The sequence below is a fragment of the Agaribacter marinus genome (assembly GCF_030160655.1).
Lineage (GTDB): Bacteria > Pseudomonadota > Gammaproteobacteria > Enterobacterales > Alteromonadaceae > Glaciecola > Glaciecola marina.
On sequence record NZ_BSOT01000019.1, the window covers coordinates 92,126 to 117,934 of the forward strand.

The following is a 25,809-nucleotide window of genomic DNA, read 5'->3' on the forward strand; positions in this document are numbered from 1 at the left end:
CATGAATGGGTTTATTGACGCCGCGTTTTTACGTACACGGACCGTTGTGCTTGCCTTTGTCATGATTGTTATTGCTGGAAGTGGCGCATACGTCTCTATCCCTAAGGAAGCCGACCCAGATATTGCGATTCCGATCATTTATGTGTCTGTCGCTTATGACGGTATTGCGCCTGAAGACAGTGAACGCTTGATAGTACGGCCCTTAGAAAAAGAATTGCAGTCTATAGAAGGCCTAAAGGAAATGCGCGGCACAGCAGCGCAAGGATACGGGGCAGTTACCTTAGAGTTTGATGCCGGCTTTAATGCCGAGCAAGCCTTACTTGATGTGAGAGAAAAAGTTGATTTGGCGCGTGCTGAGCTTCCCCCTGGTAGCGAAGAGCCGCGGGTTATGGAAGTGAATGTCTCTTTGTTTCCAGTACTTACTGTTATTCTATCGGGTAATATACCGGAGCGAACGCTTGTAAAACTTGCTCAGCAACTTAAAGACCATATTGAGGCGATATCAGGCGTACTCGAAGTCGATATTGGAGGGGAAAGAGAAGAACTACTTGAAGTTGTCATCGACCCAATAGCGCTTGAAACATATAACTTATCATTTACAGAAGTATTTAGTTTTGTCGCACAAAATAACCGTTTAGTTGCAGCAGGGGCCATCGACAATGACGCTGGCCGAATGGTATTTAAGGTCCCGGGTGTAATCGAAAATCTCCAAGATTTAAGCTCTCTTCCAGTTAAAAAAGTAGGCAATACGGTTATCACCTTTGATGAAGTTGCGAGTATCAGGCGTACGTTTAAAGATCCCAATAGTTTTGCCCGAATTGAAGGCGAAAATGCGATTGCCTTAGAAGTATCAAAACGCACAGGTGCCAATATTATTGATACGATTACTGACGTACGTGCTGTAGTCGAGCGTGCACAAGTGTTTTGGCCTAACAACGTCAATATTAGTTATCTACAAGATAAGTCCGACCAGATTAAAACAATGTTGGGTGACTTAGAAAACAATGTGCTTACCGCCATTTTATTAGTCATGGTTGTGATAGTCGCCATTTTAGGCGTAAGGCCGAGCATCTTAGTTGGTCTGGCTATTCCGGGGTCCTTTCTTGCAGCTATGTTGGTATTGTACTTTTTCGGAATAACGATGAATATCGTTGTGCTATTTAGTTTGATATTGGTGGTGGGCATGCTAGTTGATGGGGCCATCGTTACTATCGAACTCGCTGATAGGAAGATAAGCGAAGGGGAATCGCCTAAAACGGCATTTGCGTCTGCGTCTAAACGTATGGCATGGCCAATTATTGCATCAACTGCGACTACACTTGCCGTGTTCTTTCCCTTACTTGTCTGGCCTGGTTTGGTCGGCGAATTCATGAAGTTTTTACCGCTTACAGTAATTATTACCTTAGTTGCCTCGTTGTTCATGGCACTTATTTTTATTCCTGTCTTAGGAGCCGTTATTACACGAGCGCGCAGTGGTGCGAATGACGTAGAGTCGCTCCGAGACCCGGCTTTTCAGTCAATCAAAGCTGCTGAGAGTGGAGATTTGAACACTATTGGTGGTTGGGTTGGTTCATACTTGACTGTTTTAAGAAAAGTAATAGCGCACCCAGGTAAAACGACTGCTGTTGCTGTCTTCGCACTAATTGCCACTTATTTTGCTTACATATCATTTGGTAAGGGCGTTGAGTTTTTCCCGAGTATTGAACCCGAGTTTTTGCAAGTTCAAGTACAGGTAAGAGGAGACTTGTCCATCAATGAGCGAGATGCACTAGTGAGGAAGGTAGAAGCTAAATTACTTGGGCACGAACACTTAAAATCTGTATATACCAAAACGATTGGCGGTGGTGCACAAGCACAAAGCGATATGCCAGAGGATGTGATTGGTGTAATTCAGCTGGAATTAAATGATTGGCAAACAAGGCCAAACGCTGTGTCGATTATGGACGATATGCGCGACGATATCGGTGATATTCCAGGTATCAAGTTTCAACTACGAGAACCTGCACAAGGGCCATCTGGCGGCAAACCAGTTCATCTAGCCATTCAAGCCATGAGCAACGAGAAGCTCGCCAAGGGGGTAGAGCACACCTTGAAGTTAATGGACAGCCTAGACATTTTTACCGACATTGAAGATAGTCGCCCGTTACCTAGCATCGAATGGAAATTGAATGTGGACAGAGAGCTAGCGGCCAAATTTGATGTCGACGTCAGTATATTAGGTAATGCTGTAACACTTATTACCAACGGCGCGCTTTTAGCCGAATATCGCCCTGATGACGTAGAAGAAGAAGTTGAGATACGCTTACGATTTACTGAGGAGTATAGAAGTCTTGAGCAGTTGTACCAGCTTAGAATTCCGACGGCTAATGGTGCAGTTCCTATTGCTAATTTTGTCAGCTTCGAACCGGCACCAAAGATAGGCCGCTTAGACCGAGTTGACGGTGTGCGCACAATGACTATTAAGGCGAATGTCAAAGATGGCGTATTGCCCGACGATGCGGTAAAAAGTATGCGCCTAGCGTTAGCAGATGAACCACTACCTGAAAGTGTGAACTTGTCATTTAAAGGACAAGATGCCGACACACAGCAAGCAATGACTTTTTTAAGTACAGCGTTTGTTGGCTCGATATTTTTGATGTTAATAATATTGGTCACGCAGTTCAATAGCTTTTATCAGGCCTTTGTTGTACTAAGTGCAATTGTATTTTCAACGGCGGGCGTGTTGCTAGGTTTGTTGCTTTCCAATCAAGCCTTTGGTGTTGTAATGAGCGGAATTGGCGTCATTGCACTAGCCGGCATTGTTGTGAACAATAATATCGTGTTAATTGATACGTTTAATGCACTAAAGGCATCTGGGCAAAGTGCGCACGAAGCAATTCTCAGAACCGCAGCGCAACGAGTCCGCCCTGTGTTATTGACCTCGGTTACCACTATTTTAGGCTTAATCCCTATGGTTTTCGCGTTAACTATCGACATCATTGGCCGAGATATTGCGGTCGGTGCTCCGTCGGCTCAATGGTGGACGACACTCGCTAGTACTATTGCTGGTGGGCTTACCTTTGCAACAGTGCTAACATTAGTGCTTACGCCAGCCTTGCTTATGTTAAGGGAGGGCAAAACATAGCGCAAAAAGGAACGCAGAGGGTATGTTAGTTAAGTTTTTAGTATTTACGTTGATAGCAATATCTACATACAGTTTAACGTCGACTAAAAATGCAAAAGCTTACGAGACAGAAAATGGTACTTATTCGTCAAACGATTGTGCTTCATGTCATCAAGCACAAGCAACAAACTGGGCTACATCGCATCACGCACAGTCAATGATGCCGTTAACACCGAAAAGTGTCAAAGGGGCATTTGGTTCACAAAGTAACCCAGTTACAGCGTCTCATATGGGATTGTCTGCGTCGTTTTATTCAAGTCGTAAGCCTGACACTCCCAATGACCTAAAAGATTATTTTTTAACGCTAACTCGCAATGGAAAAACCAGTACATTTAAAGCGAGTTATACTTTTGGGGTGACACCCTTACAACAGTATCTTGTCGAAGTTGAATCAAAGATCCCCATCAACGCAAGTCTCAAGCGTAAAGACAATACGGGCCATCGCTATCAAGTATTTCCGTTTGCATGGGATTCACGGCCTAAAAGTGAAGGCGGTCAACGTTGGTTTACGCAATACATTGACGAAGACATAAAACCAAATGATCGGCTGCATTGGCAGCAACCGTTGCAAAACTGGAATGGCATGTGTGCGGATTGCCACTCAGACAACCTAAAGCGCGGATACAACAGCAGTACAAATATGTTCGATACGTCGTTTTCGGCAGTTAATGTTAGCTGTCTTGCTTGCCATGATGATAAAGCAGTACCACATCAAGCATCTAAAAAGAAGGTAGCTAACGTTGGTTCGTGGGTGCATGAGCAGGGCACTGCAACGGCAGTATGGAAAGGGGAGCGTAAAAACAATGATTTTATGGAAACGTGTTTTGCTTGCCACTCTTTGCGTTCTCCATTGACTGATGGTTTTAACAGTCAAGATGGCTTTTATGATCAATTCATTCCCTCATTATTAACGCCACCTTTGTATCATGACGATGGTCAAATTAAGGAGGAAGTGTATGTTTATGGGTCATTTTTACAAAGCAAGATGTACCATGAGGGTGTCACTTGCCTAGATTGTCATAATCCTCATTCAAATAAAGTAAAATCTGAGACGAATGCACTTTGTGCGCAATGCCATTCGCCGCAGGTATTCGATACCAAAACACATCATGGTCATCCTTTGGGCTCTGAAGGGGCAAAATGTATAAATTGCCATATGCCCAAAAAGAACTTTATGGTCGTTGATGATCGAGGAGATCATAGTTTTAAAGTGCCACGTCCAGACTGGTCGCAAAAATACGGTATTCCAAATGCTTGTCAACAATGCCATGACGATAAGTCAGATGACTGGGCAAGTGCTGAACTTGCTAAACTGCACGGTAACCTTAAGGCGCGACCAGCTGAAGAGTCTTATATTCAACTGGTGTCAGGCGTAGCTACAAACTTGAATCAGTACTGGACATTTATTTTTGATGAATCTGCGCCTGCAATTAAACGCGCGACGGTTCTTTCAATACTTGGTCAGCGACACGCTGTAGATCCTGAAAAGCTTCGAAAGGCTTTGCGAAATGAAAATGTTTTAATTCGCTTAGGCGCGATGGCCGCGACAACTAATATGCAAGCGCAACAGGTTGCAAGTCTCTTATCTCCTTTGTTGAACGACACTGCTAAAGCCGTGCGTGTCGATGCGGCAAGTAGATTAGCAGGCACACAGTTGCCACAAAATTACTTATCATTATTTAGACAAGCATTTACTGAACTGGAAGCTATGCACGCGACAAACAATTGGCGAGGTGAAGGTCGAATGAATGCTGGTATTGCTGCATTAAAAATGGGACAGATAACTGACGCAGAATCTCAATATGAAATGGCGACGTTTATTGATCCTTATTTTGCGCAAGGATATGTGAATCTAGCGGATGTATATCGCTCTGTTAACAAGGTAAAGAAAGAACATGACGTTTACAAGAAAGGTATTCAATATTTACCCAAAGATGGTTTAATACGATATGCCTATAGCTTGTACTTTGTTCGCCAACAAAATTATAACGATGCACTCGTACAAGTGAAAAGCGCTCATGAGTTTGAACCTGACAATACGCAATACGTTTATGCATATGCACTTATACTTGAGCGAAATAACAGGCTAAAAGACGCGGTAGAATTGCTCGCGCCATATGCTGTAGATATCACTAGTCCGTTAAGTGAGTTGTATCATCAATATAAGAAAACGTGCCAATTAAAAAATGAATGCTAAAGTAACGGCTTGTTAATAAAGTAAAGCGTGCCGAGCGCGAAAGGCTTTCATGTGATTGAATGCAGCAATAATCATAATTACTTGTGATTACTGCTGCAAATGCTGTAATTAAGTACTGGACTTCACTTTTTCAATCCACGCTGTCACTCGACGTTCTAATAACGCCATAGGCATAGCACCACCCCCTAATACAGTATCGTGAAAGGCGCGAATATCAAATTTATCTTGAAGTATAGATTCAGCTTTTTTACGCAATTCTTGTATCTTTATCATACCGATTTTATAGCTAGTTGCTTGCCCCGGAATTACTAAGTAACGGCGCACTTCACTGCTTGCCTGTTCGGCGGTAATTGCCGAATTTGCACTAAAGTATTCAACCGCTTGTTTTTCGGTCCAGCCTTTAGCATGTAAGCCCGTATCAACGACTAGGCGAATCGCCCGCCACATCTCTGAGCCTAAGCGTCCAAACTCTGATAACGGGTCAACATAAGTATTTGGCATTTCTTTCGCCAACCATTCAGAATACAAGCCCCATCCTTCGCTGTATGCGGTAAAGCCTGCCTGAGTACGAAAGGTAGGGATTTCGGTGAGTTCTTGTTGAATAGCGATTTGCATATGATGGCCAGGTAAACCTTCATGGTAGGCAATCACTTCTAGTTCTCGCTTTGGCATTGCAGTCATATCTGACAAGTGTGCATAGTAAATACCCGGGCGCGAACCGTCAGGGGCTGATGGATAATAGTGTTGTGCTGCGCCATCTTGTTCTCTGAAGGCTTCAACACGCTTTACTTCCATATCTGCTTTAGGGAGTATGCCAAAATATTCGGGTAACACAGCTTTAATGCCGTTAATTGCGGCGGTTGCGTCATCAATATATCCTTGGCGTCCTTCATCTGTATTTGGGTAATATAAGCGTTCATCTTCCTTGGTATCACGTAAGAAGATAAAAAATTCAGATAGTGAGCCTTCGAAGCCAAATTCTTTTTTAACGGCTTCCATCTCCTCACGCAATCTAGCGACTTCTGCAAGCCCTATATTGTGGACTTCTTCTGCAGTAAGACTAGTCGTTGTGTGATTGGCCAATCTTTCATTATAAAAATCAGTGCCTTGAGGTAATTGATTTGCGCCTATGGCAACTGCGGGCGCGTTTACCTGATCTTCTTTTTGCCAAGCGATTAAGTTTTGGTATGCTGGCAACCATTCATCAATTAACGCTTTTTTTATGCTACTACGCAATTGCTCTGCTTTATCAGTGTCAATTTTTTCTTGTTCAACTAGCGCAGCTACCTTTTTCTGAGCGTCTGCCCATATTGCACTGTCTTCACCATCATCGAAAGGTGCGCCAGTGATTATCTTTGTGGCTTCATCAATCACTGATTCGAAAGCAAAATAAGGCGGCCTAACGCCCTTGTCTGCAATTTTCTTCGATTGCTTAATTAACTCTTCAAGCGCGACGGCACTGCCAGTTATTCTCGAAAGGTAATTGTCCATGTCTTCACCGCTTTCAACCCTATGAAAGGCGATAAGTAGCTGTGGAAAAAAGCTGTGTATAGATTGCATTTGTTCAAATACGTAGCTGTTATACCTAAACTTGTCACTTTTTTCTGATTGTTCAGCCTGATAGACCCAGATGTCGTAAGATATCTTTGCGTCTTCACTCAGTTTGTCGTAATCAAATGATGATTTTAGTTCGACGAGGTTAGCTCGGCCTCTGGCTAACGCAGCGTCCTGAGCCGCTTCTGAGACATCGTCTATTTCTCCTTGCCGTTCACTTCTGCCTAAAAATGTCAACTGAATGGGACTTTGTAGAAGTTCTTCTTCGTACTTGGCTTCAAACCATGCATTTAACCGTTTAGTTTCCGCCTGTATTTTCTCGGACGTAGTTGCCATTGCGGTGTCAGCTTGAACGGCTGAGTTGTTGGTTTCTGTTGTGTTTTTATCGCTGCTGCATCCACTTAAGGCAAGCGTGACAGCAAGCGCAATGATAGTATTTCGCACTGTAGTTTATCCCTTATTGTTTTAGTTATTATTAACCACTTATTATTAACAATTATTGTTTGCCAAAGCGATGGCAGAACAATACTAATATATATTAGCAGTTCATTATTGATAGTCATAAAAGTTTCATCGGATTTCATTTTATTGTTGACAATTGTACCGTTTGGTAACAGGTACGAATGGCATGAGTTTAGTAAAGCCAAACGCGAGTGTTTTATATTTGGCTGGTTTTCTCAATATTGCGGTGCACTGATAACAATTAGTGGTTGATCTGATATGCAATAGTACGATAGTGTTCAAATACAAAAAATATCCTTCAAATATAAAAGGTGGGGCCGGGTATGCGTTTGAGCTGTCGCTTATTATTCACGTTGTTTCTTGGCGTGTGCATAGGTGTAAACGTATCAGCTCAGTCAGAAGTTAATGGCACTACTTCATTATCACTTGATGCGCAGTTAGATGAAGAATTACGCGCGTTATCAATTGACAAAACAACGCTAGCACAAGGCAAAAATAAATACATATTGTACTGTCTCGCATGTCATGCAAAAGACCTGTCCGGCGGGAATGGTTTTAATCTTAAAGATGGCGTTTGGGTGCACGGTAATCGGCCAAGTGACCTTTTTAACAGCGTATCTCGTGGGTTTTTAGCTCAGGGCATGCCAAGCTTCAAAGACATCTTATCAGAGAACGACAGAAAGCAAATCGTTGCTTACGTTATGTCAAAAAGAGAAGGTTTTGACAACCTAACATATGAAGTATATGCCCTTGATAGTAATGATGACACTTCGCTTGTCGGAAAAACACCCATAAAAACTGGGAAACTTCATGACAATCTCATGGACTTTACAATACCGGAAATAAAAGAGTTTGGTGTCGTGTTCGAGGGGGACTTTTATACTTACAACGACCAACCCACACGTTTTCGGATGGGAGGGCGTGCATTTGATTTAATGACGTTAGAAATTGACGGTGAATCGGTTGAAAAACTATGGAAAAAAGGCTGGAATCCGACTTGGCTCCTTAAACCCGGTAAGCAGTATATAAAGCTTACTTATTTGAGTTCAAAAAATCCCGATTATTTAGATACTAACTTTTTAGGCTATGTTACGCCTGAAGATGGAAGTATTAAATATTTTGCCACAACTGCGAGAGCGCAGGGATTAATGGCAAATCGAACCTACAACATAGAAGCAAAAGCACACCCAGTACTCCAACGTAAAAAGATCCATAAACTGCCAGCAGGCACCATTAGCGTTGGACTGCCTGAGAAAGTGAACTTCGCATTTGACCCAAGCAAGTGCGCAATAAATGCATTGTGGGTCGGTGATTTTCTTAATATTGGACCAAACATCGATAGAAGAACCGGCGATCCTAGCTTGCCATTGAGTGAGTTTATCTTTTTTGCGCCTAATGGGATTTCGCCGAGCCAAGGTAATTGCGAGTATTTAGGTTATGCGCGTAATCAAAACATCCGTTTCAATTACTTGCTAAATGGCATTGACGTTTCTCTGTCTGCTAATTCGTTGGAAAAACACCGCATCTCATTCATTTTTGAGATAAAAAAATTGGACGTTGATGGAGAAAACAAAAAGATGACTTTCTCATTGCCAGATATTCCGTCACTCAAATATTTAAGTGAAGACGGAGCTATTGATGAACTCGGTTGGTCCTTTTATCCAAAAGAAAATACTAGTTTTAAGTTGGATGTATTGGTAAGTAAGGATAGCTCATGAAAGCAACATTGTTTGTGTCAAAGTCACTAGTCGTTAGCGTATTGTTTACATTCTATAGTGCATTCGCGGACAACAGTTTTACCGCACCTAAGGGCTACAGTATCGAAACCATTAGTCTACCCGAAAACACAAAAATGAATATTGCAGGCTTGGATGTAGCGTCTAATGGTGATGTCTATGCTGCTACTCGTCTAGGTGAAGTTTGGGTATTAAAAGGCGGAGCTGACATAAGTAATACAACGCCGATATGGCGTCGTTTTGCAGATGGCTTGCACGAAGTGACCGGTCTTTTGGTGGACGACGACAGCATTATGGTTGCGCAAAAACCAGAATTAACTCGACTTGTCGACACGAATAGTGATGATATTGCTGAACAATATTTGCGGGTTGTCAAAGGTTGGAAATTTCACAATAACTATCATGAATATCATTATGGTCCAGTAAAAGATAATGAAGGGAATTACTATGCGGCGTTGAATTTAGCGCATGGTGGTAAAACGAGTTTAGCGATGATGGGCAGCGACGGCGGGTGGCGTGGATGGATGTATCAAGTAAACACGAAGGGCGAGTTTGTGCCCTATGCCTCGGGCTTACGCTCGCCTGCAGGTATCGGAATTAGTCCATCCCAAGAATTATTTTTTACTGACAATCAGGGGGATTGGATAGCCACGTCTAAATTGCATTACGTTGAAAAAGGCAAATTTTATGGGCATCCGGCTTCTTTGATTGATCACCCTGACTACAGTTTTGACAAAGTACATAATATGACGGCAGGTGATTTTGCGGCGTTAGCGGAGCCACCAACGGTATGGTTTCCTCATCGTGAGGTCGCCAATTCGCCCGGCAATCCTGTATGGGACACAACGGACGGACAATTTGGTCCATTTGCGGGGCAGATGTTTATTCCAGATTATACGTTTTCAAGTATTTTTCGCGTAATGTTAGATAAGGTAAATGGGCAATATCAAGGCGCCGCAATGAATTTTATGGATGGCTTTCAGAGTGGCAACATCCGCATTCAGTTTGATGATAATGGTCAGCTTTGGGTTGGACAAACGGCCAGAGGGTGGCCTACTCGAGGTAATAAGCCCTTTGGTTTACAAAAAGTTGTTTGGAACGGCGAGCAAGCATTTGAATTACAAAATATAAAACTTACTCGTGCTGGGTTTTCTCTTACATTTACCGACACAATCGATGAAACATCTGTAGTTCCCGACGCCTTTAGCATTCATCAATGGCGTTATCGATACAGCAAAGAATATGGGTCGCCAAAACTTGATGAACAAATTATTGAAGTCACCGATACGGTCCTGTCAGAAGACAAAAAGACGATAAATATTTCACTCCCCCTAACGCCAAACAGGGTATTGTCTATTGCGTTTGACGGCATAGCGGCAAATAGTCAGCAAACACCAAGTACCACTGAATTGTTTTACACATTAAACCAAGTTATTCATTAGTAAGGGAATCTGTAGTATAAATTGTGGTGAATTTAACGATGCGTTAAAGATTGCGCCATCATCCACAAGTACAAATTTTCATTAAATGGGTAGTCTTGCCTGCGGGCTTTACCAAACCCATCCAAGGTAATTACGTGCCCGCTGACTTGGTGGCCGAACCCATCGAAGGTTGTAAATCTTGCAGGCTGGCGAGGGTGGCAATCGTTTATTGCTTCCACTGCTCGACGGCCTATACTTTCGTTAATAACATTGTCTGCTAAACCGTGAAAAGCCCATACAGGTACTACCGCAGCGTCACATATATTTTGCGGTATCGCCTGATTGAAAAAACCGCCAGCAATAGGCACTATCGCCGCGACTTTGTTTGGATATTCTAACGCGTAGCGCCACGCCATTAAGCCACCTTGGCTAAAACCTGCCATGTAAATTCGGTTAGTATCTATTTGGTAGTTGGCAATTGCAAAATCAACAAATGCATTCATGCGCTCTATGCTGGGGTTTCTTAGTACCGAACGTTGCGGAGAAAGGGTGATTAACTGAGATTCATTATTCCATACTCCATCACTTGCTAGTGTGGCTGGGCCGCCACCAAAGGCAAATGCATTGATTGTATCAAATCGTGTGTCATTGATTGTTGAGGCATCCCCTCCGCCACCGTGATGATAAATGAACAAGGGATATTTTTTGTCAGCGTCTTCGCCATAAGACGCTGGCAGCTGTTCTATATATCCAAGATGAGAGTTGCTTTCACCGACGGGGCGAACTGAGTAGGATTGTGTGACATCATCAATGACTCTGACAAGCCGAGTTTTAGCGATCGCATCATTCCCGTTATTGTCAGTTACTCGGTAACGCAGCAAATAATCGCCCGCAATTGATGAATTGACTTCGCCATGAATAGATATGGCTGCACTTATATCGTTATCTTGACTATCTATTGCTTGGGCTCCTAATTCTTCATATATGTCGCCGGCGGCTATACGTTGTGTAATGCTGCCATTTATACGTATTTCCGGGCGCTCATTATTGACCGAGAAATCAGGTGTAGGAGTATTCCAAAAGCCAGGTTCTGGATTGGGGAGGCTTGGCGTTAAATCTTTCCAATTCTCGACGGTAAAGACGAGGTCTTGATCTGTGTCCGTTAATTTAATCGTTCGATTGACAACATCTTTTCCGGAAGGACTTACTTCAACGCTACGCCAATTGCCACGAGTAAATTTGAATACTATTCTGTTACCTGCATCGGTTTGAAAATTTAGTGCGTAATGTCCGTCAATAAGATGTTGAAATGAGAAATCTGAGTTGCTACCACCTGCCCATTCGTCGATATTGCCTGACATATAGATATTATCACTTAAGGGCGTGTTATTAGGCGCATGCAAGCTTATCGAAACATTGACTAAACCTGTGTACATAGGGTCTGGCTCACTGCCCGGCGCAGCGATAGGTGGAATGTTAGTCGCATTTGAGGGTGGGCTTGGTTCAGGTGTTTCAGGTACAGCGGGTTCAGGAACTATTGGCTCAGGAACGACTGGTTCGGGAATCATTGGTGCGGTGGTTGTTGGCGCTTGAGTGTTCGATGGGGGAGGAGAGTCCGAGCTACCACATGCATTAACAAGTAACACTACAATAAGGAAAAACCATTGATATTTAGTGTGCATAATTCGTCCTTTAATTGACACATTTTATGTGCAAAATCGCTTTCGTTATATGACATAAATATACTGAGAGTAGACCTAATACTATGCGCTTTCCAGTTATGGCGAGCTATTTAGTGGTTATTCTGTCATAAATAGTGCAACTAAGATCGGCGTCCTTGAGATATTTTACCAACGATAGATGAATCTAAAGCCACACCATAGCTGATTTTTATTGTCATCAGTACGCTTTATATCGTTGCCTGCAATATTGTATTCGACTGTTCCTTGCAGTGACAATTTGTCATCAACCCAATAAGACAGTGCGCTTCCAACCATAGAATGACTATAACCATCATACAAGTCACTTGCGTAACCATAGTCATAGGCGACACCAAGGTATAGTGAGAGGTTTGAACGGGGATTAATATCTATTTCGTTGCTCAACGTAAACTCAATAAAACTACCATTAGTCTCCTGACTATATACATAGTCAATTGACGGTCGTAAGGAGGTCAACACAAGGGTTGATACGCCTGCGGTTAGCTCATGATCGTTTTCATCATCGACGATAAAGTCAATATAAGTGTAAGCAAGGTAGTAATCGATGTTTTTGGCGTTGTTCGCATATTCAAGCGTTAGGAGTAATTCTTGATAATCAATGGACGCAGCGTCGCCAACACTCACATTGACGGAATACGACTCGCTCAAATCTTTTGTCGCAGATAGCCAATATATACCGCCGTCTGTTAGATTGTCTCTGCCTTCGGTAACATATTTATTGTCAAAGCCTATGCTAAATTCGCTTGCCAAGACGGATGCAAAAATTTGTAAGCTTAGGCATACAAGTAAAGTCTGCATTGGTAAGCGAATTTTATTCGTGCGCTTGATTGTAATCAAAATACTTAAGGGATAAGAATTAATTGCAGGATAATAACGCTATGTGGGTATTAGTGCCACAGGGAAAGTTTTGTAATAGATATGAAAGGTTTGTTCGATAATCTGCTATGTGTGAGCTAACTCGTGTCTTTCCGGTAACTGACTAATTTACCGATAAGTGGTGTGTAAACGAAGAATGCGTGGACGTTAGGATAAATCCTGCCCAATATTTGGGGTGTTTATACCTTCCAGAGCGAATAAACTTCTGCCTACTGGCCTGCAACGCTTTAGTAGAGTCGCCATTAAACTTAAATAAATTCTTGTAGTAGTGCAGCATGAAGGTAGCCGTCGGCTTGTCTGGTACTTCCCAGAGCGTACCAATCGTTGAGCCAACCCCTTGCGCCAAAAAACTGTAGGCCAATCCTTTTATACCTTGTCCACCATAAAAACGGCCCATTTCAGACTCACAGGTGCTAAGTACAGCTAGGTCTGCGTTAAATGGTGTTAGCAATAAATCATCTATGGATAAAAAACCTAAATCATCGATGTCAGATCCTGTATTAACTTTAGCGGTCACAAGCCCAATAAAGTCTTGTTGCGTGTCACTGACAAACCCATGCATGCCTACATGCAGTATGCCAGCATTTCTGACATCTTGATTAAAAAATATTGATGCCGTTGCTTGTTGTTCCGTATATACGAGGGCATCTCCATTTGCGAATAATTTTTGGATATCTATTGCAGATTCACCGGTCCATGGCAGTGGCTTAAAGTTTTTGTACCAGTGATTAAAATCTTTGTCTGTTGCAATGTTTTGCTGATACGTAGGGTTAGCGACGATAGCTATTTTTTTTCTATCTTTTAACACCTTGTCCTTTTTAGATGTATGAAAATATAGAGAGGCTGAGGGAGTGCGAGTCAATGTATATTTCTCACCAATATAGGTGTTGTCATTGAACAATTGACTGAAAGATGTTTTATGCAAATCTGCTGTTGGCAGGATAATAAGTCCTTGCAAGGTTTTATCTGAAAGCAGCTCGTCACGTATCAATAGATTTGCCTGTTTGTGTTCGGCTGCTATTGACTTGGCATCCAAATGCAATAAATCAAAATGCCATTTGTTTTTAGTTACTGTAAATCTATAGTACTGTTCATCTACCGTGATGTATTTTATAAGCGCAGTGCCATCGCTCAATTTCGTTTGTACTTGGTCAATATCGATTACGCCGAAGTCATTGGCCGTTATTTCTGCCTCTTTATAGTGCTTCTGAGCAAGATATATATCTTTCGCTTTATTGAGTTCAAACTGCAACGTATCTTGCGTTTGGGTACTGTCAGGTCTCGCACTTTTCAGTAATGCTTTGGTTATCTTTGCTCGTTTGTTTAGTTCTTGGGTTATATCCAATTCACCGTCACTGCTTTTTGCTTGTGAGAAGTAATATCGTCGTTGTTGGTGCACTGCAGCGTTTATTGTTTCATGCATTGTCCAAATTAATTTATGTGCCGCTATGTCGTCAATTTGCACGAGAAACGTTGATGCTTCATCAATAAAGTTGACTGCCTGCTGAGTCCAATTTAAGCCTAATTCGTCAGCTTGCAGTGTATAAAGTGTTTGAATTACGCGTTGCATAGCTTCTTCAAATAAAATGTGGATACGTTTGATTTTTGCAGTGTCGGATAACTTGCTGGGAATAACTTGAATTTTAATGGTATTAAGTCGAAGAAAATCGCTGACGTTAGGTATTGTTTTTTGATGCAAGGCCTGGATGAGGCTATTGGTAACGGAAGGTTTTGAATAGGCGATGCTTGTTTGTGTGAAAAACAACAGATCTTCTATGTCAACGGTATTTACCGAAGAGAAAATTTCTTTTCTTAATTCATCGAACTGCGCATCGTCGAGTATGCCAAGTTTCGCTCGCGCAAACAGTGCCCTTATTTTTACACCATTGGACAATTTCGGTAGATGCTCCTGTATTAACGGCGCAGATTCTTCAAGCGCATGTAACGCCTGATCATATTGGTTTTTGAGTAAGAATAATTTGCCTAATTGGTATTTAGCGTCACCTATGCCGACTTCGTGCTTTAAATGTTCACTTACCTTCAATGCTTTATTTAAATATTGCTCGCCTTTGTCATAGTCACCGAGTAAGACATAAGAGAACCCTAAATTGGTATAGCTTAAAGACAAAAACCTAAGATTATTTAATTCAACATCATAGTAGATGCTTCTGCGTAAAAAGTGTTGGGACTTAGCGAGTTGACCACTCAGCGCCATAAGCCGCGAAGAGTTGTGAGTAAAATCTGCTAATAGCCGCTTAAGCTGCATGTTCTTGGGTTGTTGAATAAGGAGACGCTCTAATTCACCAATGGCATCGACAATGATCTGCGCGGCGATTGGATAGTCTTTCTTTATTCGATAATACGTCGCTAAGCCGTTCTTAATATCGGCAAAACAATCACTCGTTGGATAACGTATTCTGGCATCTTGACACAGGGTAAGTGCAGTTTCTAAATAAACTCTACCGGTTTCGATTAACGCTTGATTTTCGCCATAGTCGCCTGCTAATAATGATGAAAACCCAAGCAGCGCCAAGCCTTCATACGTTGGTGTTGCGTCAGGTGTATTTGAAAAGCGCTTATACCATTGTTGCATTGTATTGTAGGCGGTAACGTAGTGTTCCCCAGCAAATTCCATATTTGCTTTAATTAACAAGTAATCAAGCATGTGTTTATTGTTTAGTACTTGGCTTGTATTTGCATGTTGAATTGCATCGTTGATAAGAACAGATGCTTCGTCGAGCTGATACGTATTGAGAAATAAGGTGGCGTGTAGTAAGACATGTTGAGGTAAGGTGGGTGTTCCGGCGGCTATCGTTAGGTATTCAGACGGGTTAATAGCGTCGTCGAAATAAGATTTGTTTACGACCCTTTGTAAACGAGCGAATTCTGTGTATTCAGCATTATTTCGTAGGGGGGTTGCTGTAATTCGCCTGTCCTTGGTAAATTGTTTTAGCTGCGAAATACTGCAAGTTTCAAAGTCGCTCTCATAAACAAATAGGGGAAAATGCCGATTGCCTGACGACGCATATTTGTGCGCAGGATAAGCGCACGCTTCAGCAATGAGTGCCAAGTCACCCTCTAGTTTCCACAGTTGTTCAGACGCTTCTGGTAATTCTGACGTCGCAGCCTCTACATTAAATGCTGAGAACAACCATAAGAAACATAACGTTAAATGAGGGAGTAATTCTTTATGTGTAATGCCTAGCCGCGCCATCGGTAACTAGTTGTGCTAGCAGTACTTTTTTGTTCGTTGCCGGATGTGTTACTTTTAATTTCCCAAAAATTAGTGGTGATGTAAGCTTTTTCTTTTGGGTCAAACTCAATTGTAACCATCAACAAGGAGACTAATTGATTGTTCAGTTTTCCTTCCATATTGCATCTCAATAGGTATTTATTATGAGGATCTTCGTAAAATGTACTTGTGTTAAAGAACGCCAAAGCTGCATTGTCCCACTGACCAGCTGCCGTGAGCAACTTCATTTTATATAGTGGTAGCGATGCTTCTGGCTGGGAGACAGTATTCATAGACAGCATAAACGAATCATCAGTATCTAACACCGGTGTGGCTACCGGCATATATCTGCTTACTTCCGGTGGAATATTTTCTCTATCAAGCACCTGATCAACCCACGCATTTTGCACTTCCCATATGTTGCGGTTATCTGCCATGTTCTTTTCCTTTCGTGATAGGAGATGTATTATTTGCCATAAATTTATTCTATTTTCTTTTTTGATTTCATCGATATTGTAAAATGGCTTTACACGGTCAAGCAGAACGCTTCTGAGTTCTTCAAACTTACAGGTACCATACTCAGATTTAACGTATTCATAAATCGACTTTCTGACAACATCAGCTACAACTATACTCGTAAGTAAACCAAGGCTACGCTTGTTTTGACGAGTTCGTCTATTGACTCTAGCTTCATCTAGCACGGTTAACCATAAAGGGCTTGGGAGCTCCTTGCCCTGGACAGTGAGTACATTTCTCAATTTAGCTGACGGCTGATATCTGAAGTTTTTTAACAAATTATCTGCGGCGTTTGAAGGTAATTTATTTTGCAGTTGAGTATACAAGTGCCGCCCTGATATAAGCTGTTTATTATTGCCAGCATGAATATTCGCTTTTGCTATATTTATTTGAGTAGCATTGTCTAGAATGTTGTGCATTCCCATAGCAACATTCAATGAGACCATTTTTGCGGATTGCATGCTGGGGGAATTTTCATTAAAAAAGAATTGCCAATCTATTTCAACGTCAGACGTCATTGGAGACTTAAAATTTAACAAATCGTTAAGTGTCTTAGTCGTATCTTGGCTAAGATCGTAAGACGGTTGTACCATACTATGCCCAAATCGAAAGCAAGCGTGAGAAAACTCTGTCGGTACTGAGGGGAACGTGGAGCTTTCACTCATTAGTCCCAATGGAATCGATTGATCCTCAAAGTAGCACTTATAAACATGCTCATGTAACACATGCTGCAAATAATCATCTATAGTTATCAGTTGAAACAGCGAAATAGTTAGTCGTTTGGCAGTGTCGAATCGAGTATCAACAGGTACAACGATACCTAGTTGTTCATTTACTCTTTGCATACACATATTGTGTATACGCTGCCATAGACGATGAAATTGCAAAACAATAGCATTTTCTGCATTTCGTGGTTCTGGTATTATTGCACGATAGTTAACATCTCTATATACATCAAAGCTCTTTCCTGAATGTCTGAAGAGACCATCGGAATCAAACAGTATTGAATGCGAGGCACTGTCACCATATAGACTTTCTAAATTTAGTAGAGGGGAAACATTTCTGCGATCAGCCAACTGTCGCCCCATAGTATTGCTTTTGGGCACTATGTCGTGAGCAATGAATTGCCCAAAATATGTAAAACCGGCAGGTAGTGAATTTGCCCCCGACGTTTGCATTTGACTTTCGTCTGATATTGCCTCAGTAAATTTAGTGTTATCTATTGGCAGTAACAAGTTCTCAGCGATGTTTGTTACTTGTTCTTCTGTTAGCAAAGGCTTTTCGAGTGGTTCGAATAAATACCATCCATTGTTGTTATTCACTGTTTTTTATTCCTTTGTCACTTGTAAATCGAAAGATAATAAGGCTTTTTCGGATTGAGTTAATGTCAGTTTATACATACCATTCTCTATATTTTTCGAAGATAGTAGATGTATGATTTCATTATTGCTATTGGGAAGCACTCGTGTTTTTACAACCGTGGATACATTATTTTTTATGACTAAATTAAATTCTCCGGCACTATTGGGCGGCAAATCTATCACTAAAATTTTGTCGTTATCTTCTGCAGAGAAATCGACTTCTATTATCTGTTGCGCACTTCGATAGGTTTCTAGATAAATTAAACTTGGACTACTATTGCCACTCGGTGCCGATGTTGGAAAATAGACTAGGGCAACAAAAATAATACTTGCGGCTAGTGCAAAAATACTCGTCGATATAGGGATAGAGAAGGTGCTTTTATCGTTGTGTTGATACTGATAACGTTCCTTCAATCCGGCTTTAAGCGCAATATCCATCGTTAAATCATCTAGTAAGTGAGGGTGGTCCATTAAATACTCTTCAAACAATACGGCTTCTTCCGCATTTAGTTGACCGTTTATGTATCTGTGAGCAAACGCTTGCTCATTGTCTAAGTTCACTACAAAGTCGTTCATCTTAAGTGCCCTACACTTGATTTCGCCTTTACGAATTCACTTTCCGAGGCTGTACTTAAAATTTTATTTATTTCGCTTATATATACACTGTGTTGTTGAGTTAAAAAATCTCGCATGGCTTTATCAAAAAAATTTGGTGGGGGGGAGTGATTGTCGTGATACCCAAAAGATGCAAATATAAAAAATGCAAAGACGAATACCGCTAATTTACCACTATCGCTGTTTGCCAGTTCAGGATACTGTTCAAAAATTAGGCCTTTCAGGCGCACCCTTGCTCGATGTAATACTCGGTCAAATTGAGCGACCGTTATGTTTAGCTCGTTACATATAGTAGATTTTGGTTTTTCGTAAACGAAATAGTCAATTAATATTGTTCTATCTCTGGTTTGTGACAACTGGTTAATGCATTGCTCTGTGATGTTTAGTAATTTTTGAGAGTGCACTAAATGCAATAATTCTGCATTTTGGCAAGCATGTTTAAGATCTATTTCATCCGTTGCTTCAGTGGCTTGTCTTTTTCGCTTTCGGCAATAGGCAATATAAAGGTTTATACCCACCTGACGAACAAAAGCACCAAGGGCTGACGGGTTGGAAATCTCAGCGTTTCGGGCTTTTTCGAGTACAATGATGAATGTATCTTGCAGCAGATCGGCTGTTAAATCAGGATCTTGTACTCTCTTATATAAAATAAAATATAAGCTTTTGCTATATCGTTCTATTAGTTGATGTTCTGCCTTCCTATTTCCGCTTGATATCGATTTGAGCAATAATTCTGGCGTCTCAGTGTGAACACTACTTATCGAACCTGTGTCTGTTTCTGACAACAAGGTTAGTCCTTCTTATTGTATTGCGAGTGTTTAAAAAGCGTACCGAATATTTTTCAGGAATTCAATTACTCAAATTACGGTTATTTGAGTTAATTTTTGACAGTTTGTAGGGTAGAGCTGAGGCAGTTTAAAAATGGTGCCCCCTCCCTGACTTGAACAGGGGACCTACCGATTATGAGTCGGGTGCTCTAACCAACTGAGCTAAAGGGGCACATTAAAACTTTTAAGTTCGCGTTTACGTCTCGAAGAGGATTGTTCACGTTCAGTGAGTTGTATGCTCTTCTGGCTTAAGCTATTAAGCCATGCTGCGAAGCGGAGCGCAGTATAATGATTTTTTTGCATAATGTCATCCGCTGAAATCACTTTTTTCACAAAAATATCTGCTAACTTGTTGCTTATGCTAAAGTTTGCGCAATTAATGCCGTCATATATATGCAATGAATGAAAAACTTTGTTATGTTTATCTATAACACTCAAGATATTTGGAGTTGAGAATGAAAGAAGATCCGTATTTGCTAAGTGGCCGCAATACGATTATTCATAAGCTACGGAAGGTAGACTTGTTGATTGTAAATAGTAGACAAGATCCGGTCCTTATGGTGATGCACAACGGCATTGAAGTGTATGAAGGTAGCGTACCCAAAAATAAATTAGAAGCGAAGCGCATGGACGTCGCAGTTGTCGATATTTCGTCTCCAGATAATTTTGGTGATTACAAGAGCCTGTTATTTATTCAAACACTGAATAATAAAGAGTTTAAAGTCGATTACTCAAGAAAAGCATCACCGAATCACTTCATAACCATTCACCAGGAGAGCACTTTTTAAGCTCTCCTGTAAATTACTCTTTTTGTTACCTTCTTTAATCCTTATTTTCATGCTTATTTCTCGGCTAGGCCCAATAAATATTCAAATTCTATACTTAAGCATAAAAATACGTGCATTTGTACTAAGGTTAATGCGTTCTTATACGATATATACAGAATGACACGTGTATTTTAACTAACAGCTAACGAGACGATATATGCTTTCAGTTCTCATTTGTGACGATTCGATGGTCGCACGAAAACAAGTTGCTAAATGTTTGCCTCAGGATTTAGATGTAAATATACATTTTGCTAAGCACGGAGAGGAAGCACTTGATGCAATCGCATCAGGTAAGGGGCAGTTGCTACTACTGGATTTAAACATGCCGGTAATGGATGGTTATGAAACGCTCAAGAATATTCAAGACCATGAACTGTCAGTAAAAACGATCGTTATATCCGGTGATATTCAGCCTGAGGCGGCGGAACGCGTCGCAAATCTTGGCGCGCTAGATTTTATTAAGAAGCCTGTTAATGCTGAAGAGTTATCTGAAAAACTCACGGAGCATGGTTTTTTATGTGACGAACCTCAAATTGATGAAGCGCTTGACGAGCTGCCCGAAGAAATTAGAGATTGTTATCAAGAGATAAGCAATGTTGCCATGGGGCAAGCAGGCGATCACCTTGCGCGTATCATGAATGTATTTGTTGAATTACCCATTCCCAACGTGAATTTAATTGAAGTATCTGAATTACATATGATGCTATCTGATATCGATAGTCACGAATCTATCTCTGGTGTTTGCCAAGGCTTTTTAGGTGACGGCATAAGCGGTGAAGCGCTTTGCATTTTAAGTGATTCTAGCTTTACAGATATTGCTAGAATTCTCCAAGTGAACGAACACATGGATGACCAAATGCAATTAGAGCTATTAATGGATGCCGCAAGTTTGCTTATAGGTACGTGTTTACGTGGTATTGCAAATCAATTAGACATGCATTTTAGGCAAGGTCATCCGGTCGTCTTAGGTCAACATCAAAGTGTGGATGAACTTATAAAATCCAACAAGAGTGCTTGGAAAAAGACCTTGGCAATTGAATTGAGTTACGGCCTAGAAGGTTTTAATGTGCAATGCGATTTAGTGTTGTTGTTTACCGAAGAATCAATGGATATGATGAATTCTAAACTATCTCATTTATTGGAGGACTAGTTATGGCTACGTCGAATGTGGATCAAGATACATTGAACGAGTTGCTAGAATTCCATTGGATGATGGATATGATTCAAACGGTGGATGTTGGCATTGTCGTGTTGAATCGCAATTCTGAAGTTAAAGTCTGGAATGGTTTCATGGAAGCGCATTCTGGCATGTTGCCGTCAGATGTTCGAGATAAAAATATTAATGATTTATTCCCTGATATAACGACAAATTGGCTATCACAAAAACTCAAACCAGTCTTTGAATTGCGTACGCGTGCGTTTATCACCTGGGAACAGCGTCCATATGTGTTTAAATTTAGAAATTACCGTCCTATAACCAGCGCTGCGCCATTTATGTACCAGAACGTTGTATTTTCACCTTTGGTGTCAGCGACAGGCACAGTAGATAACGTTTGTATGATGATATATGACATGACGGATGCGGCTTCAGCTAAAAAGCAACTGCTCGAACTGCAAGTGCGAGCTAATGAAGCTAGCGAAAATGAGGCGAGTGAAGGCGCCAATTAGGGTCTATAACATACAACAAGAAGTCTGATTTAGATAACTTGGTCTACCTCTTGCTTTATCGTTTTATTATCAATTAATCAACGCTGGAAATTTGTCACAGCGGGAATAAAACAAAAGAGCAGTTGTTTGTATGGTTAAGTTTGCTTCATTCATTCTAATGTTAGCACTGATCACAAGTTGTGGCGGTGGTGGTTCGGAAGACAAAATCCCAGAAAAACCGGCGCCTATTTTGGTTACCGCAGGGGTTGACCAAACGATAAACGAGAACACTTCACTGAGTATTTCTGGTGCCGCATCAGGTGGCGTTGGAGAATATGCTTATGCCTGGACGGCTGATGCTACTCTTACTATCGAACACGAGAATACCACCAGTGCTGATGCCGTACTTTCTGTGCCATCAGTCACTGCACTTACAAATTATACAGTGTCACTTACAGTAACTGATGAAGAAGGGAAAACAGGAAAGAATCAGTTTACGTTAACAGTTGAACCAATAAATTTACTCCCAGACGCGATAATCGAAGTTTCTCAAATGACCGATTACGGAGATAACAAATTTCCAGTTGGGTCCTTAGTAAACCTTGATGCAAGTACTAGTTTCGATGAAGATGCGCCGAGTGACATGCCCCAAATTGCCGCTTATTCATGGCAACAGACTGCCGGTACATTAGTGCTCTCGTCGTCTGAACTTACGCAATCTACTTTACAGTTTACAACCCCAGTGTCCGATCAAGAAGAAACGATTACGGTAGCCGTGATGGTAACCGATCAAGAAGGGGCAAGCAGTCAAGCCACAGTTGACATAATACTGTTGGGGCAAGCAAGTACAATCCCAGACTTAGCGGTTGGTACGGATGTCTCGGTCTTTACTGGTGAACGCATTGCATTAAGCGCGGTTGCTAGCAGCAAAGCGCCGCGTGCAGCGCCGTTTTCTGTGACTTGGCAATCTTCTGTAAATAATGAAGGCAGTGTTGCACGCATTGGCGCTTCTGACCAGTTTAATACATACGCAGAGGCGCCGTTGGTTAGCCAGACACAGAGTATGCAGATGGTCGCGACGATTAAGGATAGCTTTGGGAATATGAGGTCTTCTGCGGTAAGCGTTATGGTCGAGCCGCAAACCAATGTGAGTATGAACGATACAGGCGTAACGGCTTATGCGACTAACAACACTGTGTTAGCTAGTTATCAATCTGATTATGCTGGGCAAGACGCAGATTTTGGTAATGACCGAATGGCGTTGTCTGGCGTTGCTGATAAAACTGGGCGTGGCGCTGGAGGCTTCGACTTTACGCGTTTAAATGAAAATGGTGACCAAGTAGATAATACTGCCTTGCCTTGGCGATGTGTGCGCGACAATATTACAGGCCTTGTGTGGGAAGCGAAAACGCTAAATGATGTGAATGACATACACCATGCTGATCACGTCTATACATGGTTTCAGTCAGAAGACAATGGGAATGTTGCGGGTGAGCTTAATACTGGAGCTGCAAGCTGTTCAGTGAGTAATGGGCAATGCAATACTGAAGATTTCCTAAACGAAGTGAATAGCATCGGCCTCTGTGGATTTTTTGATTGGCGCATACCTACCCATCAAGAGCTTCAGTCCATTGTACATTATGGTAAGACGACTCCGCCCCTTGCCGATACCGATTATTTTCCGTTTTCTGGTGATAGTGGTTCATTCCCTTTATGGTATTGGACAAATGAGTCGAGTGCAGATGGTGTATCAGATTCAGGCGCTTTTAATGCTTGGGCACTGGATTTTAAATCGGGTGTCGATAATTTTTTGAATAAATCCACGATGGCACGGGTGCGCTTAGTAAGAGCTGGTAGGGTGGTGATAGACGAATGAGTATATTATTTAAACGCGTGTTTTGGGTCGTTTGCTGGGCGATACTAGCGGTAGTTAGCCAATTTGTCTATGCCGAATCGACATGCCCAGATGGCCTGGAGAACACGATACCTGATGAAGATTTGGTAGAATATGAAGGTGGTGAAATTTTGCATGTGCCGTCAAATCTTGTGTTCATGCGTTGTACAATTGGACAACAATGGGATGGTGATACGTGTATCGGAGATGCTGAGCCTTATTCATGGCAACAAGCACTGGCATTAAGTGTTGGTTATCAGTTTAATGAAAAAAATAGCTGGCGCTTACCAAATGTCAAAGAATTGGCTGTTATTGTTGAACGAGCATGTGTACGCCCATCAATCAGTGAGGATTCATTTCCAAAGACGCCTGCTGATGATTTTTGGACCTCAACGCCTTCGATGCTGGATGAACAACGGGCATGGTCGCTTACTTTTACGAATGGCAGTAGCGCGATTAAAGCAAAGGACAGAGATATATTTGTGCGTTTGGTTAGAACGCGGTTACCAAATGAACCGATTGAATAAGTGCAGGCAAAGATTGTTGCGCAGGTGCCATTCAACTGCGGGTATCACTTAATTGTAAGAATAACTCAAACGAACTCCGCTAAAAGCGTGTTCAAATAACGGCGACCGAGTTCGGTAACGCGCCAATGTGTCGCGCTTGATGCTAGTAAGCCTTTGTTCACTGCACGCTGCAAGACGACATTCTCTTCATTACTTAATAACGATAAGGTATATTTGGCGTAGTCATTCTGGGGACAAGCCTCTAACAGACGAAAACGGTTCATAAAAAATTCAAATGCGATTTCCGAAGTTTCGATGTCATTTTCACTGTACAAATAAGGCTTGGATAAATCCATGTAACCTTTTGGATGTTTGACCTTGACTGTACGAGTGATTTTACCCGTTGCGTTATCAGTTAGTTTACCATGTGCGCCGCAACCAATCCCCATATAATCCCCAAAGCGCCAATAGTTCAGATTATGTTTTGATTGCTGTTCTGATTTACAATAGGCAGAAACCTCATACTGTCGGTATCCGTTTTTTGCCAACAGTGCTTGACCTTTTTCTTGAATATCCCACAGTATTTCGTCGTTGGGCAAAACTGGTGGTTGAGAATAAAACTGAGTATTTGGCTCTATAGTTAGTTGATACCAAGAAATGTGTGGCGCATTTAAGTCTATGCTGGTTTGTAAATCGTGTAATGCCTGCTCTGGCGTTTGGTTGGGCAAGCCATGCATTAAGTCAGTATTAAATGAGCGCAGCGGCAACGCGCGAGCTAGTTCGATGGCGCGCACTGCTTGTTGACCATCGTGTATGCGCCCAAGTTTTTGTAAATGGCTTGAGTCGAAGCTCTGCACTCCAATTGATATGCGGTTAATGCCACTATCGACAAAACCTGCAAATTTATCTGCTTCTACTGTGCCTGGATTGGCTTCCATCGTCACTTCGGCATTTTCAGCAACAGTCATTCTTTCTTTTACGCCTGAAAGTAGTCGATGCATACCTGCCACACTGAGCAGACTTGGCGTACCACCGCCAATAAAGATACTGGAAATTACACGCGGCACATCTCTGCGTTCTTGACCAGTTAGCATAAAGCGATCTATATCCGTACTTAAATCATCGAGTAAATGTGAGATGTATTCCGATTCTGGTATCTCACCTTTTTTCTGGTGTGAATTAAAATCGCAATAAGGACACTTTTGTACGCACCATGGAATATGAATATATAAAGAAAGAGGTAGGGACATTGAT

Annotated in this window: 17 protein-coding genes and 1 tRNA gene; 9 read left to right on the forward strand and 9 right to left on the reverse strand. The window is 41.7% G+C overall.

Translation table 11 applies throughout. The features are described from left to right. Position 1: 1 nt before the first annotated feature. Positions 2 to 3,124 carry an efflux RND transporter permease subunit gene (locus QQK00_RS19230; protein ID WP_284219318.1) on the forward strand — a complete coding sequence of 1,041 codons (3,123 nt, stop codon included), beginning with the start codon at positions 2 to 4 and terminating at the stop codon, positions 3,122 to 3,124. Between the two features lie 22 nt (positions 3,125 to 3,146). After that, positions 3,147 to 5,360, forward strand: coding sequence for a cytochrome c3 family protein (locus QQK00_RS19235; protein ID WP_284219319.1), 2,214 nt, complete (start codon positions 3,147 to 3,149; stop codon positions 5,358 to 5,360). Positions 5,361 to 5,468: 108 nt separating this feature from the next. Here QQK00_RS19235 and QQK00_RS19240 read toward each other — a convergent pair whose 3' ends face one another. Then, the gene (locus tag QQK00_RS19240; RefSeq protein ID WP_284219320.1) at positions 5,469 to 7,358 is read right to left on the reverse strand and encodes a DUF885 domain-containing protein; all 1,890 of its coding nucleotides are present in this window, start codon (positions 7,356 to 7,358) and stop codon (positions 5,469 to 5,471) included. A 341-nt stretch (positions 7,359 to 7,699) separates the two neighbouring features. On the opposite strand from QQK00_RS19240, the gene QQK00_RS19245 reads away from it, so the two are divergent. Continuing rightward, positions 7,700 to 9,094, forward strand: a complete 1,395-nt coding sequence (locus QQK00_RS19245) for a c-type cytochrome (RefSeq protein WP_284219321.1) — start codon at positions 7,700 to 7,702, stop codon at positions 9,092 to 9,094. Continuing rightward, positions 9,091 to 10,554 carry a DUF7133 domain-containing protein gene (locus QQK00_RS19250; protein ID WP_284219322.1) on the forward strand — a complete coding sequence of 488 codons (1,464 nt, stop codon included), beginning with the start codon at positions 9,091 to 9,093 and terminating at the stop codon, positions 10,552 to 10,554. Before QQK00_RS19245 ends, QQK00_RS19250 begins: the two co-directional genes overlap by 4 nt. Positions 10,555 to 10,586: 32 nt before the next feature. Here QQK00_RS19250 and QQK00_RS19255 read toward each other — a convergent pair whose 3' ends face one another. The 7 genes from QQK00_RS19255 to QQK00_RS19285 form a co-directional block, all read right to left on the reverse strand. Next, positions 10,587 to 12,215 (reverse strand): alpha/beta fold hydrolase, encoded by a 1,629-nt coding sequence (locus QQK00_RS19255; RefSeq protein ID WP_284219323.1) that lies wholly within the window; start codon positions 12,213 to 12,215, stop codon positions 10,587 to 10,589. A gap of 165 nt (positions 12,216 to 12,380) precedes the next feature. After that, on the reverse strand, positions 12,381 to 13,052 hold the full coding sequence (locus QQK00_RS19260) for a hypothetical protein (protein WP_284219324.1): 672 nt from the start codon (positions 13,050 to 13,052) through the stop codon (positions 12,381 to 12,383). A 181-nt stretch (positions 13,053 to 13,233) separates the two neighbouring features. Beyond that, positions 13,234 to 16,344 carry a CHAT domain-containing protein gene (locus QQK00_RS19265; RefSeq protein ID WP_284219325.1) on the reverse strand — a complete coding sequence of 1,037 codons (3,111 nt, stop codon included), beginning with the start codon at positions 16,342 to 16,344 and terminating at the stop codon, positions 13,234 to 13,236. Further along, entirely contained in the window at positions 16,332 to 18,200 is a 1,869-nt protein-coding gene (locus QQK00_RS19270) for a peroxidase family protein (RefSeq protein ID WP_284219326.1), read from the reverse strand. The genes QQK00_RS19265 and QQK00_RS19270 overlap by 13 nt, the downstream gene beginning before the upstream one ends. A gap of 6 nt (positions 18,201 to 18,206) precedes the next feature. Then, a complete protein-coding gene (locus QQK00_RS19275; protein ID WP_284219327.1) occupies positions 18,207 to 18,815 on the reverse strand; it encodes an anti-sigma factor in 609 nt (202 codons plus the stop codon). Further along, a complete protein-coding gene (locus tag QQK00_RS19280; RefSeq protein ID WP_284219328.1) occupies positions 18,812 to 19,639 on the reverse strand; it encodes an RNA polymerase sigma factor in 828 nt (275 codons plus the stop codon). Before QQK00_RS19280 ends, QQK00_RS19275 begins: the two co-directional genes overlap by 4 nt. Before the next feature lie 137 nt (positions 19,640 to 19,776). Continuing rightward, a tRNA-Ile gene (locus QQK00_RS19285) sits at positions 19,777 to 19,853 on the reverse strand. A 283-nt stretch (positions 19,854 to 20,136) separates the two neighbouring features. Between QQK00_RS19285 and QQK00_RS19290 the strand changes: the two genes are divergently transcribed. The 5 genes from QQK00_RS19290 (at position 20,137) to QQK00_RS19310 (ending at position 24,576) form a co-directional block, all read left to right on the forward strand. After that, entirely contained in the window at positions 20,137 to 20,469 is a 333-nt protein-coding gene (locus QQK00_RS19290; protein WP_284219330.1) for a hypothetical protein, read from the forward strand. A 196-nt stretch (positions 20,470 to 20,665) separates the two neighbouring features. Continuing rightward, complete coding sequence (locus QQK00_RS19295) at positions 20,666 to 21,658, forward strand: response regulator (RefSeq protein WP_284219331.1); 993 nt, start codon at positions 20,666 to 20,668, stop codon at positions 21,656 to 21,658. 2 nt (positions 21,659 to 21,660) lie between these two features. Continuing rightward, complete coding sequence (locus QQK00_RS19300) at positions 21,661 to 22,176, forward strand: PAS domain-containing protein (RefSeq protein WP_284219332.1); 516 nt, start codon at positions 21,661 to 21,663, stop codon at positions 22,174 to 22,176. Positions 22,177 to 22,306: 130 nt separating this feature from the next. After that, the gene (locus tag QQK00_RS19305; RefSeq protein WP_284219333.1) at positions 22,307 to 24,031 is read left to right on the forward strand and encodes an Lcl C-terminal domain-containing protein; all 1,725 of its coding nucleotides are present in this window, start codon (positions 22,307 to 22,309) and stop codon (positions 24,029 to 24,031) included. Continuing rightward, the gene (locus tag QQK00_RS19310) at positions 24,028 to 24,576 is read left to right on the forward strand and encodes an Lcl C-terminal domain-containing protein (protein ID WP_284219334.1); all 549 of its coding nucleotides are present in this window, start codon (positions 24,028 to 24,030) and stop codon (positions 24,574 to 24,576) included. The genes QQK00_RS19305 and QQK00_RS19310 overlap by 4 nt, the downstream gene beginning before the upstream one ends. Positions 24,577 to 24,641: 65 nt before the next feature. On the opposite strand, the gene hemW is transcribed toward QQK00_RS19310, so the two are convergent. Then, on the reverse strand, positions 24,642 to 25,805 hold the full coding sequence (hemW, locus tag QQK00_RS19315) for a radical SAM family heme chaperone HemW (protein WP_284219335.1): 1,164 nt from the start codon (positions 25,803 to 25,805) through the stop codon (positions 24,642 to 24,644). Positions 25,806 to 25,809: the final 4 nt, after the last annotated feature.